Raw genomic sequence first — 12,992 nt, 5'->3', positions numbered from 1 at the left:
CTGGACTGAGGGTTTCTTTTTGCCTGGACGTTGGAAAAACCCTCCGCAACCCGCCATACCCACGCCGGGCCGCGTGTCGCGCTACAAACGACAGGCGTGCGACAGGCGTACGCCTGCCTGGCGCGGCGACCCGCACGCACGTACCAGCCAATCTTCATTGCGTTACATGGCGCTCGAACCACGCGCAGCTAGGTGACGACGACGTACACGTATGAGGCGACGCACACAAACCCTCGCTCGGAAACCCTCGGCTGTGCCCCTGCAGACCGCTATCTGGTAGCTGGCCGACCGCCGCTTTATTGCTTTTCAGTATGCCGACCTCCAGCCGCACGCGACGTGCAAATAGAGAGGTGCCGCTCGTGGGGCGCCGCCCGCGCTGCAAGGGGCGCCTCATGCCAGCGGAAGGTAACGCTGCCGCTGCCGCTGCCAACATGCCGGCAAGTGAGCTCGGCATAGCGTGTGACACTGACACTGAGGCATTGAGGCAGACGAACGATCATCGATCGAACGAGCTTTATTGATCAACCTCGCTGCATTGGCTCGAATCCCGACAGAGGTGAGGCTGCTGCCGGCATTTCTTCGGCTAAAGGGCTTTTTAAACGAGGGCGTGCCGAACGATGACGCAAAACCAGGCCGCAATGATCGGATGACCCGATGACCCGATGCATTCAACAACGCCAACCTCGATTGGCTATCCAATGCGTTTGGCCTGCTGGCCGCTCTATACGTGAATCGGCGGTACTTGATCGACCTGTTTCTATCCCTCGCATAAAAAACCCCCGCTCACGCGGGGGTGTTTATTGCTTGGTTGTCGATCAACCAGCCCTTCTTCAATCACCCAGTGTCAGCAGCGAGGCGTTGCCGCCTGCTGCGGTGGTGTTGACGGTGACAACCTTCTCCGTAGCGAAGCGCAGCAGATAGTGCGGGCCGCCGGCTTTTGGGCCGGTGCCGGAAAGGCCTTGACCGCCGAAGGGCTGCACACCGACGACGGCGCCAATCTGATTACGGTTGACGTAGACGTTGCCGACGGCGACGCGCGATGTAATGCGCTCGATGGTGTCGTCGATACGCGAATGCACGCCCAATGTCAGGCCATAGCCAGTGGCGTTGATCTGGTCGATAACGGTGTCGAGCTGGTCGGCTTTCCAGCGAATCACATGCAGAACGGGACCGAAAATCTCGCGTTGCAACTGGGTGAGCGACGTCAGCTCATAGGCACGCGGGGCAAAGAAGCTGCCGTGCGCGGTGACGTCTTCCAGCTTGGTGGTTCCGATGAGGCGTGCCTCACGGTCCATACGAAATGCGTGATCGTCGAGGATCTTGAGCGCATCTGCATCGATTACCGGGCCAACGTCGGTTGATAGTAAGCCAGGGTCGCCGATCTTCAGCTCGCCCATCGCACCGGCGAGCATGGTCATGACCTTGTCGGCGATGTCGTCCTGGACGAACAACACGCGCGCCGCCGAGCAGCGTTGCCCGGCGGAGATGAAGGCGCTGGAAATTGCATCCTTCACCACGGCTTCGGGCAACGATGACGAGTCGGCGATAAATGCGTTTTGGCCACCGGTCTCGGCGATCAGCACGCCGATAGCGGCATCGCGCGCGGCCAGGGTGCGATTGATGATGCGCGCGGTTTCGGTGGAACCGGTGAACGCCACGCCTGCCACGCGCGGATCGTTGGTCAGTGCAGCACCCACGGTGGCGCCGTCACCAGGCAGGAATTGCACGGCGGCTTCCGGTACGCCGGCTTCGTGCAGCAGCTTCACTGCCGCGTAGCCAATCAGATTGGTCTGCTCGGCGGGTTTGGCGATCACGCTGTTACCGGCAGCGAGCGCGGCGGCGACCTGGCCCAGGAAAATCGCGAGCGGGAAATTCCAGGGGCTGATGCAGACGAACACGCCGCGACCGTGTAATTGCAGTTCATTGGACTCGCCGGTCGGTCCGGGCAGGCGCTCGGGTGCGCCAAATTGTGCGCGTGCCTGACCAGCGTAGTAGCGCAGGAAGTCGACTGCCTCGCGGACCTCGGCCACGGCATCGGGCAGCGTCTTGCCGGCTTCCTTGACGCAGATCGCCATGAACTCGGGCATGCGCGCCTCGAGCAGGTCGGCGGCGTGTTCCAGGATGGTGGCGCGGCTTGCCGCCGGGGTGCGGTTCCAGCCCGGTTGGGCTGCAGCGGCTGACGCCAGCGCCTTCTGCACCGTCGCGGGATCGGCTGGTTGCCAGTGCCCCACCGTCTCGCGGCGATCGGCCGGGTTCAGCACTGCTTCGCTCTGGGTACTGATCACCGCGCCAGGTACCAGCGGCGCTGCCTTCCACGGTTTGACGGCGGCGTTGAGTTGCTCGGCCAGCTGCCGCAGATCGTTGTCGTTGGCGAGATTGGCGCCCATGGAGTTCTTCCTGTTCTGGTTCTGGCTACGCAACAGATCGGTCGGCAGCGGGATCTTGGGGTGCGGGATAGAGACAAATGACGACACCGCCTCGACTGGATCGCGGATCAGGTCTTCGATGGCGACGTCCTCATCGGTAATGCGATTGACGAAGCTGGAGTTGGCGCCGTTTTCGAGCAGACGACGCACCAGGTAGGGCAGCAGATCTTCATGCGAGCCGACCGGTGCATACACACGACACGGCAGCCCCAGACGATCGGCAGGAATCACCTCGGCATACAGGTCATCGCCCATGCCGTGCAGTTTCTGATGCTCATAGGTCTTACCCGCTGAAATCGCACGTACCGCAGCGATGGTCTGCGCGTTGTGGGTGGCAAACATCGGATACAGCGCATCGCTGTGCGCAAACATGCGACGTGCGCAGGCCAGGTAGGAGACGTCAGTGTTCTGCTTGCGCGTAAACACCGGGTAGCCGGGGTGGCCTTCGATCTGCGCACGCTTGATCTCCGCATCCCAATAGGCGCCCTTGACCAGACGCACCGGAATGCGTCGGCCAACGCGCCGCGCCAGGTCGGCCAGGAAGTCGATCGTATAGGGCGTGCGCTTCTGATACGCCTGCACTGCCAGGCCATAGCCTTCCCAGCCATCCAGCGACGGGTCGGAAAAGGTGGCCTCGATGATGTCCAGCGACAGCTCCAGGCGATCGGCCTCTTCGGCATCGACGGTGTAGCCGATGCCATACGACTTGGCCAGCTGCGCGAGTTCCAGCACGCCGGGCACAAGTTCGGCCATCACGCGTGCGCGCTTGGCATGTTCGTAGCGCGGATACAGCGCAGAGAGCTTGATCGAAATGCTGGGCGCGGCGAACACATCGGTGCCGACGAAACTGCCGCTACGGCCGATCGCATGGATGGCATCGCGATACGCCTGCAAATAGCGCTGCGCATCCTTCATGGTCAATGCGCCTTCGCCGAGCATGTCGAACGAATAGCGGTAATCGGCGTTGTCGCCCTTGCGCGAACGCGACAACGCCTCGCCGATCGTGCGTCCCATGACGAACTGGTGGCCCATGATCTTCATCGCCTGCCGCACGGCCAGACGAATCACTGGCTCGCCGACGCGGCCGATCAGGCGCTTGAAGGCACTGGGCACATCGGCGCGGGTAAGGTCGTTGAGCTGCACCAGCCTGCCGGTGAGCATCAAGCCCCAGGTCGATGCATTGACCAGCACCGAGTCGCTGCCGCCCATGTGCTTTTTCCAGTCCGCATCGCCGAGCTTGTCGCGGATCAGCTTGTCTGCGGTGTCCTGGTCGGGAATACGCAGCAGTGCCTCGGCCACGCACATCAGCAGCACGCCTTCCTCGCTGCCCAGATCGTACTGGCGCATGAAGGCTTCGATCGCGCCCTGATCCTGTGCGCGTGCACGCACCCGGGTGACCAGATCGGCGGCGAGTGCCTGCACCTTGGCCTGCTCTGCGGCCGGCAAGCGCGCCTGGTCGAGTAGTTCGTGCACGTGCTCGGCTTCGTCCTTGAGCCAGGCAGCGGTGATGGCAGCGCGCAACGCGCCGGGCGCGGCCGGTAACTCGGGCGCGAGCAGCGGGTGCGTGGCGGCGGTGGAGGCAAGCGAGTCGAGCTGAGCGTTCATGCGAAAGGTGCCTGGGAATCTTTGCGCATTCTAGAGAGCCGGAGCACCCGCACACTTGTGTGGAAGCGGCAGCTTTCCCGCCGTTTTGTGCAGGTCGCCCAGGGATGTGATGGTGGACCCGCTCACGGGCCTGTGCCGTCCGCTGTTTGAGTGAAGTATTTGATTTATGCGCATTTTTAGCTGCACTGCAGCAATTTGTTGATCGGCGGAAACGCTTGCCGCATGCGTTCGCGCGGGTCTACCATCGGGCTGTTCCCGCAGTCCGCTGCGTGTTGCCAATGATCGAAGTGCTGCCGTTGATGTCCGAAGGGGTTGGGACGCAATTGCGGTTGCGACCTCCGCGGGCGCTATCGGCCAGGCAATTCGTGCTGTTGTTCGCAGTTCTGTCCGGAACGATGTGGGTCTTTGCGGGCCTGGGGTGGTGGACCGGTAATGTATTCGCGCCGGTATTCGCCCTGTTGCACAGTGGAATGGTGGCGCTGGCGCTGCGGCAGTTGTGGCGAAGTGGCGAGCGCGAAGAAGCGATCCGGGTAGGGGAGACCGCAGTTGAGGTGTTTCCGTCCGGGCATGCGCCACCAGCGTTTCAGGCACATCCGCACTGGGTGCGGTTATGCATGGAACGCGACGACAGGGTGCTGTTGGTGAGCAGCGGCAGGCAGATCGAGATCGGAAGTTTTCTCGGGCCGGCCGAACGTGTGGAACTAGCAGATACCCTGAAACGCTTGCTCGCGGCCGCCAATGGCCGTCACCGATGACGTAAGGGTCTAGGCAATGACGCAACGCAGCAGCTGGAAGTCGACGTACACAAGGTTGGGCCTGGCGATGGCAGCGCTGGTCGGCGCACCGGGCGCCTGGGCGCAATCGGCTGATCCAAAGGAATGGCAGCTCAATATGGGCCGCGGGGTGACGCAGACCGCACGCATGGCCTACGAGGCGCATATGGTGGCGCTGTGGGTGTGCGTGGTGATCGGCGTCCTGGTGTTCGGGGCGATGGGCTATGCGATGTTCAAGTTCCGCAAGTCCAAGGGCGCGGTGGCTGCACAGTTCAGCCACAACACGCGGGCCGAGGTGCTGTGGACGGTGATTCCGGTGTTGGTGCTGATTGCGATGGCGTGGCCGGCAACGGCCAAACTGATTGCGATGTACGACACCCGCGAGTCGGAAATGACCGTCAAGGTCACCGGCTATCAGTGGATGTGGAAGTACGAGTATCTGGGGCAGGGCGTGGAATTCACCAGCCGCCTGGCGCGCGAATCGGACCGCATCCGGCAGAGCGGCGAACGCCCTACCGCGGCGTCGCAACCGCATTATCTGCTCGATGTCGATAATCGCCTGGTGCTGCCGGTCAATACCAAAATCCGCTTCGTGATCACCGCCGACGACGTGATTCATGCGTGGTGGGTGCCTGCACTGGGTTGGAAGCAGGACGCCATCCCGGGCATCGTCAACGAGGCGTGGACCAATATCGAGCAACCGGGCGTGTATCGCGGCCAGTGCGCGGAGTTGTGCGGCAAGGATCATGGCTTCATGCCGATCGTGGTCGAAGCGCTGCCGAAAGCCGAGTTCCAGCGTTGGCTGGCATCGCGTCGCAGCGCCACACCTGCAGCGCCCGCGGCATCGACGGCAGCAGCCCCAGCAGCAGCGCCCACGCCCGCAGCACCAGCGACAGCACCTACCGGTGAGGCTGCACCCGCGGCGGCACCGGCAGCACAAGCTGCCGCACCGACCGCCGCTCTCTAATACCGCTCGCAACCGCACCGCTTTACAGAGGTCGTTCCGTCATGGCGCATACCGCAGTCGATCACCACGGACACCATCAGCCCGGCTTCGTCGAGCGCTGGTTCTTTTCGACCAATCACAAGGACATCGGTACGCTGTACCTGCTGTTCTCCTTCGTGATGTTCATCATCGGCGCGGCGATGAGCGTGGTGATCCGCGCCGAACTCATGCAGCCCGGCCTGCAGTTCGTCAAGCCCGAATTCTTCAACCAGATGACCACCGTGCATGCGCTGGTGATGATCTTCGGTGGGGTGATGCCGGCCTTCGTCGGTCTGGCGAACTGGATGATTCCGTTACAGATCGGCGCGCCGGACATGGCATTGCCGCGCATGAACAACTGGTCGTTCTGGTTGTTGCCGGTCGCCTTTACCTTGTTGCTGTTGACGCTGTTCCTGCCCGGTGGCGCACCAGCCGGCGGCTGGACGCTGTATCCACCGCTGTCGCTGCAGGGTGGTTACAACGTGGCCTTCAGCGTGTTCGCGATCCACGTGGCTGGTGTCAGCTCGATCATGGGGGCGATCAACATCATCGCCACCGTGCTCAACATGCGCGCGCCGGGCATCGATCTGCTCAAGATGCCGATCTTCTGCTGGGCCTGGCTGATCACCGCGTTCCTGCTGATCGCGGTGATGCCGGTGTTGGCCGGTGCGGTCACCATGTTGCTGACCGACAAGTTCTTCGGCACCAGCTTCTTCAACGCGGCCGGCGGCGGCGACCCGGTGATGTACCAGCACATCTTCTGGTTCTTCGGGCACCCGGAGGTGTACATCATGATCCTGCCGGCGTTCGGCGTGGTCAGCGAAATCATCCCCACCTTCAGCCGCAAGCCGCTGTTCGGCTATCAGGCGATGGTCTATGCGATCGCCGCGATCGCGTTTTTGAGCTTCATTGTGTGGGCGCACCACATGTTCACCGTGGGCATGCCGCTCGGTGGTGAGATCTATTTCATGTTCGCCACGATGTTGATCTCCATCCCGACCGGGGTGAAGGTGTTCAACTGGGTCAGCACGATGTGGAAAGGCTCGCTGACGTTCGAATCGCCGATGCTATGGGCGGTGGCGTTTGTGATCCTCTTCAGCATCGGTGGTTTTTCCGGCCTGATGCTGGCGATCGTGCCGGCGGACTTCCAGTATCACGACACGTATTTTGTGGTGGCGCATTTCCATTACGTGTTGGTCACCGGCGCGGTATTTGCCTTGATTGCAGCGGTGTACTACTGGTGGCCGAAGTGGACCGGGCGCATGTACAACGAGGCCTGGGCCAAGTTCCATTTCTGGTGGACGATGATCTTCGTCAACCTGTTGTTCTTCCCGCAGCACTTCCTCGGGTTGGCCGGCATGCCGCGGCGCATCCCCGACTACAACGTGGTGTTTGCCGACTGGAATCTGGTCAGCTCGATCGGTGCGTTCGGCATGTTTGCTACGCCGTTCCTGATGGCCGCCATTTTGCTTGCGTCGCTACGCAGCGGTGCTCGCGCCGATGCGCGCGCCTGGGAAGGTGCAAAGGGTCTGGAGTGGACGGTGCCTTCGCCGGCGCCTGCACACACCTTCACCGTGCCGCCGGTCATCAAGCCTGGAGATCTTGCGCATGAAGACATCGGCCACTGAGTCGGCGTCGGAGTCGGCGGTGACGCGTCTACTTTCCGCTGCCGAGCGGCAGGCGCAGCAGCGCCGCGCGGTGCGCCGCACGGCAATCACGGTGGGGATCATTGCGTTGCTGATCTATGCTGGCTTCATTGCCTCGGGCGTCATCGGCCGATGACTGCGCGCGCGCCCACGCATGCGCCAACCGCCGGCTTGTTCAAGCTGCTGGGCGTGGTGCTAGGCGTCTTCGTGCTGACCTTTTCGCTGGTGCCGCTGTACCGCATCGCGTGCGAAAAAGTCTTCGGCATTCGCATGGAGCGCGCACCGGGTAGCACGCGTGAGGGTGCATCCAACGCGGTGGGCGCTGGCAAACGCACGGTGCGGGTGGAGTTCGATGCCGGGGTCAATTCCAAACTGCCCTGGACGTTCCATCCGGAGCAAATGACGATGGACGTGGTGCCGGGCGAACTCAACGAGGCACTGTATTTCGCGCGCAACGACAGCAAGCGGGCGGTGGTGGGTAGCGCAGTGCCGTCGGTAGCGCCGGCGCGTGCGTCGGGCTACTTCAACAAGACCGAATGTTTCTGTTTCACCGCGCAGACGCTGCAGGCCGGGGAGACGCGCGACATGCCGCTGCGTTTCATCGTGGACCCTGCGTTGCCTGCGGAAGTCACCACGATCACCTTGTCTTACACGTTCTATCGCAACGACGCGCTGACCTCGGAACTGCAGGGCGGTGCCGTGTCCGGCACGCCGCGCGCGGCGCCGTAACCTTCATCCACCCGTACCACGACACGGAAGCAACGCCATGGCCGATCACAGTCCCAACGCCGATGCGTATTTCGTCCCGACGCAGAGCAAATGGCCCTTTGTCGGGTCGATTGCGATGTTCGTGATGATGATTGGCGTGGCCAGCTGGCTCAACGACGCGGCATGGGGGCGCTGGACATTCTTCGCCGGCATGGCGATGTTGCTGGCGACTTTATTCATGTGGTTTGGTGATGTCATCCGCGAGTCCAACGCCGGCAACTACAACCGCCAGGTGGACGGCTCGTTCCGGATGGGGATGGTGTGGTTCATTTTTTCCGAGGTGATGTTCTTCGGCGCCTTCTTCGGCGCCTTGTTCTACACGCGCGTGCTGACGCTGCCCTGGCTGGGCGGCGAAGGCGATGGCGTGATGACCAACGAACTGCTGTGGAACGGCTATTCCGCTGCCTGGCCGACCAATGGTCCGGGCACGATCGGCGGGCAATTCCAGACCATTCCGGCCTGGGGATTGCCGCTGATCAATACGCTGATTTTGCTCACCTCCGGTGTGACGCTGACCATTGCGCATCACGCACTGAAAGGCGGCCGGCGCGGTGCGCTGCTGCTGTGGTTGGGGTTGACGGTGCTGCTGGGTTGCGTGTTTTTGTTCCTGCAGGCAGAGGAATACATCCACGCCTACACCGAACTCAATCTCACGCTGGGCTCGGGAATTTACGGCTCCACGTTCTTTATGCTCACCGGCTTCCACGGCATGCATGTGCTGTTGGGCACGATCATGCTGGCGGTAATGTGGCTACGCGCAGCCAAGGGCCACTTCAGCCGCGATAACCACTTCGCCTTTGAAGCGGCCGCATGGTACTGGCACTTCGTCGACGTGGTGTGGCTAGCGCTGTTCCTGTTCGTGTATGTGCTTTGAAGGCGGGGATTGGGGATTGGTGATTTGGGATTCGCAGGGGCGCTTCTGCGTTTGCGGTTACCAATCCCTCATGTCGAATCCCTAATTCCAGCTCATCAACGGCTGATGCCATGCGGTTCGGAGGGAAGGGATTGGTGATTTGGGATTCGCAAAAGCGCTTCTGCGTATGCTGTTACCAATCCCCAATAGCGAATCCCTAATTTCAGCTCCTCAGCGGCCGATGCCATGCGGCTTGATCCAGCCGGTGTAGATGCCGATGATCACGATGGCGATCAATGCGACTGACAATCCAATGCGCCAGGTCAGTGCGTTGACGGTGCGTTTGGTCTGGCCGCGGTCGGTGAGCAGGTAGTACAGACCGGCACCCAGGTTCCACAGGATCACGATCAGGAAGGCGACAATCAGCAGCGTCTTGAGCGAATCGTTCACAACAGCCCCGGTGGTCGTCGACGTGGTCCGGGCATTGCACGCTTTTTTGCGTCGCTTGTCATGACGCGCAAGCACACGGCGGTGTTGGGTTGGGCGCTGGCCGTGCTGGTCAGCGCGGGGTTTGTTGCGCTCGGGCAGTGGCAATTGCAGCGCATGCACAGCAAGCAAGCGTTGTTGGAACGCGCCGCGCATGTGCGCGAGACACCGTTGACCCTGGTGCAGGCAGTGGCCGCGCGGCAGGAGTTGGCGTGGGTGAGCGGACGCGTACGGTTCTTGCCGCAGCAGGTGCTGCTGGACAATCAATTGCATGCCGGACGTGCCGGTGTGCGCGTCTACCAGCTCGCCGCGGCGCAAGGTACATCGCATACGCTGCTGGTCGACCTGGGTTGGTTGCCGCTGCCGGCGAATCGGCAATTGCCGAGCATCACAGCACTGGAAGGTACGCGGGACCTGCAGGGGTTGTTGAGCGCGCCGCCCTCATCCGGTCTGGCAATCGGGCCGGCGCTGGCGCTCACCGCCACGTCCAATACCTGGCTGGCGACACGGCTGGATGTGCAGGCGGTGCGCAGCACGCTGGGAAGGCGCGACATTTCGTCGCAGGTATTGCGCCTGGATCCAGTGGTGCCGGTCGGTTACCAGCGCGATCTGGAGATGCTGCCGAACACGTTGCCACCCGCGCGGCACTTAGGTTACGCGGTGCAATGGTTCGGTCTTGCAGCGGCGGTGCTGGCCACTGCAACGCTGCTGACCTGGCGTGCGCGGCGCCGTCGGCGGCGCGGGCACTGACCCGCGCGGCATGAGAAAATCGCCAGCATGACCTCTCCTACATCGGCCACGCCGCACTCGGTCAAACGCGGCCGCAGGATGCTGATTGCCCTGGCAGTGCTGTTCTTCGGCTCGATGTTGCTGGCCGGCGTGCTGCGCTTCTCCGGTTGGCAGCCGGCGTCGATGCGCAACAACGGACAATTGCTCAATCCGCCCGCCGACCTGCGTGCGCTGGTGCCGGTGCGCGCGGACGGGAAACCGTACGCGTGGGCGCCTGGCGAGCGCATCTGGCGGATCGCGCTCGCACCACCGGCAGACTGTGCGCAGCAATGCGTGGCATTGGCCGCGGAACTGGACAAGGTCTGGCAGCTGCTTGGGCATCGCGCCGACAAGGTGGAGGTGCTGTGGATCGGCACGCCGCCCGCCGGTCTGCCGCCGATGCCGGCCTTGCGCGTCCTGCGTGACGATGCCTCGCTGCGGCGCGCACTGCCGCGTGGCAACGATGCGGCCGGCGTGCCGGTGTATGTGATCGACCCCAACGGCTTCGTGATCCTGCGCTATGCCCCGGGTTTCGACCCGGCCGGCTTGCGTGCGGATCTGGTCAAGCTGCTGAAATTGATGTGAGCCCGTCTCGATGAATCTGTTTGCGCCACCGGCATTGTTCCGCCACTTCCACCGCATGGCCTGGCTTGCGGCGCTGTTCACTGCGAGCACGATTTTGTTCGGCTCGTTCGTGCGCCTGTCCGATGCCGGCATGAGCTGTCCGGACTGGCCGACCTGCTATGGCCGCGTCACTTGGCCGCAGACTGCCGACGAAGCCAACACGCACGTGGCCAGCAAGATTCGCCCGCTGGAATCGCACAAGGCCTGGCGCGAGCAGGTGCACCGCTTCCTGGCTGGCGCGCTGGGCGTGGAAGTGTTGGTGCTGGCGCTGCTGGCCGCGCGTCGCCGCCGCATGGGCATTGCGCAGGTCGTGTCGGCAGCGGCGCTGGTGGCGCTCTCGATCCCCTTGTACATGTCCGGCTGGCACACGCTGGCGATGGGTGTGGCAGCCGCGGGCGAGGCGATCCTGCTGCTGGCGGCGCTGCGCTGGAGCAATATCGATCTGGCACGTGCCGGCGTGCTGACGCTGGCGGTGGTGATCTTCCAGGCGCTGCTGGGCATGTGGACGGTGACGCTGCTGCTCAAACCCATCGTGGTGATGGGCCATCTGCTCGGCGGCATGCTGATGTTTTCGCTGCTGGTGTGGATGGCGTGGCGGGCGACCCATTTGCCGATCACGCTGGCCGACGCCTCGCGGCTGAAGTGGCTGCTGCGTCTGGGCGTGGCGGTGCTGGGCCTGCAGATCGCGCTGGGCGGCTGGGTCAGCTCCAACTATGCGGCGCTGGCCTGCGGCGGCGGTAGCTGGTCTGCGGACAACTTCCCGCGTTGCGTCAGCCAGTGGTGGCCAACGCATGATTTCCGCGAAGGCTTCACGCTGTGGCGCGGGATCGGTGTGGATTACGAAGGCGGCGTGCTCGATGGCGCGGCGCGTATCGCCATCCAGATGGCGCATCGGTTGTGGGCGATCGCGACCGCGCTGTATCTGTGGTGGCTGGCATGGCGCTTGTCGCGTTCGCCGGGGATGCGCGTGTGGGCGACGGCGCTGGCGGTGCTGGTGGCGGTGCAGGTGACGCTGGGCATGCTCAACGTCAAGCTGGCCTTGCCGCTGGAAGTGTCGGTGCTGCATAACGGTGGCGCGGTGGCATTGCTGTTCGTGCTGGTGTCGCTATTGGCGCGGCTGCGCGCGCCGGAATGAGCATGGCTGTCAGTGCGCGCGATTATTGGGATCTGACCAAACCAAAGGTGGTGGCACTGATCGTGTTCACCGCGCTGGTGGGCATGTTCCTAGCCATTCCCGGCGTGCCCACCTGGGCCCAGGTGCGTGCGGGCACGTTGGGGTTTGTGGGGATCTGGCTGGCCGCCTCGGCGGCGGCAGCAATCAATCAATTACTCGATGCCAAGATCGACGCGCAGATGGCGCGCACGTCCTGGCGTCCGTTGGTGGTGGGCAAGGTACGGCCGTGGCAGGTGATGGTGTTTGCCAGCGTGCTGATCGTGATCTCCATGACCATGCTGGTGGTCTGGGTGAACGTCATCACCGCGGTGCTGACCTTCGCCTCGATGATCGGCTATGCGGTGATCTACACCGTTTACCTGAAACGTGCGACCTCGCAGAACATCGTGATCGGCGGGCTGGCCGGCGCCACGCCGCCGATGCTGGGCTGGGCGGCGGTCACCGGGCTGCCGACCACGGCCGACTGGATCAATGCTTCGATCCTGGTGCTGATCATCTTCATCTGGACGCCGCCGCACTTCTGGGCGCTGGCGATTTTCCGGCGTGCCGATTACGCCAAGGCGGCGATCCCGATGTTGCCGGTGACCCACGGGGTGCCGCACACGCGCAAGCAGATCCTCATCTACACGATCGTGTTGGCGATCGTGACGTTGCTGCCGGTGGCAGTGGGCATGAGTGGGGTGTTTTATCTCGGCGGCGCGGTGGTGCTCAACGCGGTATTCCTCTGGTATGCGTGGCGCATGCTGGACCCGCCGGACGAACTATTTTCGATGAAGATGTTCGGCTATTCCATCGTGTATCTGATGGCGTTGTTCGCCTTCCTGATGGTGGATCACCTGCTGTTACCGTGGGTGCGGTGAGAACCGCGGCAGACATCTGAGGCA

12 protein-coding genes are annotated in these 12,992 nt (G+C 63.1%); 10 read left to right on the top strand and 2 right to left on the bottom strand.

Annotated elements, in window-relative coordinates; genetic code table 11:
• Positions 1 to 830: 830 nt before the first annotated feature.
• On the bottom strand, positions 831 to 4,031 hold the full coding sequence (gene putA / locus RQH86_RS16500; protein WP_311239989.1) for a bifunctional proline dehydrogenase/L-glutamate gamma-semialdehyde dehydrogenase PutA: 3,201 nt from the start codon (positions 4,029 to 4,031) through the stop codon (positions 831 to 833).
• 278 nt (positions 4,032 to 4,309) lie between these two features.
• Between putA and RQH86_RS16495 the strand changes: the two genes are divergently transcribed.
• Genes RQH86_RS16495 through RQH86_RS16470 form a run of 6 tightly spaced genes read left to right on the top strand, consistent with a single transcriptional unit; the run spans position 4,310 to position 9,077 of the window.
• The gene (locus RQH86_RS16495) at positions 4,310 to 4,786 is read left to right on the top strand and encodes a DUF2244 domain-containing protein (protein WP_055847435.1); all 477 of its coding nucleotides are present in this window, start codon (positions 4,310 to 4,312) and stop codon (positions 4,784 to 4,786) included.
• A gap of 16 nt (positions 4,787 to 4,802) precedes the next feature.
• The gene (gene coxB, locus RQH86_RS16490; protein WP_311239990.1) at positions 4,803 to 5,771 is read left to right on the top strand and encodes a cytochrome c oxidase subunit II; all 969 of its coding nucleotides are present in this window, start codon (positions 4,803 to 4,805) and stop codon (positions 5,769 to 5,771) included.
• Between the two features lie 41 nt (positions 5,772 to 5,812).
• Positions 5,813 to 7,417 (top strand): cytochrome c oxidase subunit I, encoded by a 1,605-nt coding sequence (gene ctaD / locus RQH86_RS16485; RefSeq protein WP_046964238.1) that lies wholly within the window; start codon positions 5,813 to 5,815, stop codon positions 7,415 to 7,417.
• Positions 7,398 to 7,571 carry a hypothetical protein gene (locus tag RQH86_RS16480; protein ID WP_311239991.1) on the top strand — a complete coding sequence of 58 codons (174 nt, stop codon included), beginning with the start codon at positions 7,398 to 7,400 and terminating at the stop codon, positions 7,569 to 7,571. Before ctaD ends, RQH86_RS16480 begins: the two co-directional genes overlap by 20 nt.
• Positions 7,568 to 8,164, top strand: a complete 597-nt coding sequence (locus tag RQH86_RS16475; protein WP_115514114.1) for a cytochrome c oxidase assembly protein — start codon at positions 7,568 to 7,570, stop codon at positions 8,162 to 8,164. Before RQH86_RS16480 ends, RQH86_RS16475 begins: the two co-directional genes overlap by 4 nt.
• A 37-nt stretch (positions 8,165 to 8,201) precedes the next feature.
• Entirely contained in the window at positions 8,202 to 9,077 is an 876-nt protein-coding gene (locus RQH86_RS16470; protein ID WP_055847444.1) for a cytochrome c oxidase subunit 3, read from the top strand.
• 210 nt (positions 9,078 to 9,287) lie between these two features.
• Here the strand turns inward: RQH86_RS16470 and RQH86_RS16465 are convergent, their stop codons facing one another.
• On the bottom strand, positions 9,288 to 9,506 hold the full coding sequence (locus RQH86_RS16465) for a twin transmembrane helix small protein (protein ID WP_005996896.1): 219 nt from the start codon (positions 9,504 to 9,506) through the stop codon (positions 9,288 to 9,290).
• A 60-nt stretch (positions 9,507 to 9,566) separates the two neighbouring features.
• Between RQH86_RS16465 and RQH86_RS16460 the strand changes: the two genes are divergently transcribed.
• The 4 genes from RQH86_RS16460 to cyoE are packed head-to-tail and all read left to right on the top strand — an operon-like array spanning position 9,567 to position 12,968.
• The gene (locus tag RQH86_RS16460; RefSeq protein ID WP_311239992.1) at positions 9,567 to 10,292 is read left to right on the top strand and encodes an SURF1 family protein; all 726 of its coding nucleotides are present in this window, start codon (positions 9,567 to 9,569) and stop codon (positions 10,290 to 10,292) included.
• Positions 10,293 to 10,319: 27 nt separating this feature from the next.
• Positions 10,320 to 10,895, top strand: coding sequence for a hypothetical protein (locus RQH86_RS16455; protein WP_115554777.1), 576 nt, complete (start codon positions 10,320 to 10,322; stop codon positions 10,893 to 10,895).
• A 10-nt stretch (positions 10,896 to 10,905) separates the two neighbouring features.
• Entirely contained in the window at positions 10,906 to 12,069 is a 1,164-nt protein-coding gene (locus tag RQH86_RS16450; RefSeq protein ID WP_055847452.1) for a COX15/CtaA family protein, read from the top strand.
• 2 nt (positions 12,070 to 12,071) lie between these two features.
• Positions 12,072 to 12,968: a heme o synthase gene (cyoE, locus tag RQH86_RS16445; protein WP_055847455.1), complete on the top strand. Its 897-nt coding sequence runs from the start codon at positions 12,072 to 12,074 to the stop codon at positions 12,966 to 12,968.
• Positions 12,969 to 12,992 lie beyond the last annotated feature (24 nt).

This window comes from Xanthomonas sp. WCS2018Noco2-27 (assembly GCF_031843525.1).
Lineage (GTDB): Bacteria > Pseudomonadota > Gammaproteobacteria > Xanthomonadales > Xanthomonadaceae > Xanthomonas.
This window is presented reverse-complemented; position numbering and strand designations above follow the sequence as displayed.

What these genes read in the sequence shown, in the direction of transcription:
- putA (WP_311239989.1), bottom strand. Translation starts at nt 4,031, where the DNA reads ATGAACGCTCAGCTCGACTCGCTTGCCTCCACCGCCGCCACGCACCCG.
- RQH86_RS16495 (WP_055847435.1), top strand. Translation starts at nt 4,310, where the DNA reads ATGATCGAAGTGCTGCCGTTGATGTCCGAAGGGGTTGGGACGCAATTG.
- coxB (WP_311239990.1), top strand. Translation starts at nt 4,803, where the DNA reads ATGACGCAACGCAGCAGCTGGAAGTCGACGTACACAAGGTTGGGCCTG.
- ctaD (WP_046964238.1), top strand. Translation starts at nt 5,813, where the DNA reads ATGGCGCATACCGCAGTCGATCACCACGGACACCATCAGCCCGGCTTC.
- RQH86_RS16480 (WP_311239991.1), top strand. Translation starts at nt 7,398, where the DNA reads ATGAAGACATCGGCCACTGAGTCGGCGTCGGAGTCGGCGGTGACGCGT.
- RQH86_RS16475 (WP_115514114.1), top strand. Translation starts at nt 7,568, where the DNA reads ATGACTGCGCGCGCGCCCACGCATGCGCCAACCGCCGGCTTGTTCAAG.
- RQH86_RS16470 (WP_055847444.1), top strand. Translation starts at nt 8,202, where the DNA reads ATGGCCGATCACAGTCCCAACGCCGATGCGTATTTCGTCCCGACGCAG.
- RQH86_RS16460 (WP_311239992.1), top strand. Translation starts at nt 9,567, where the DNA reads ATGACGCGCAAGCACACGGCGGTGTTGGGTTGGGCGCTGGCCGTGCTG.
- RQH86_RS16455 (WP_115554777.1), top strand. Translation starts at nt 10,320, where the DNA reads ATGACCTCTCCTACATCGGCCACGCCGCACTCGGTCAAACGCGGCCGC.
- RQH86_RS16450 (WP_055847452.1), top strand. Translation starts at nt 10,906, where the DNA reads ATGAATCTGTTTGCGCCACCGGCATTGTTCCGCCACTTCCACCGCATG.
- cyoE (WP_055847455.1), top strand. Translation starts at nt 12,072, where the DNA reads ATGGCTGTCAGTGCGCGCGATTATTGGGATCTGACCAAACCAAAGGTG.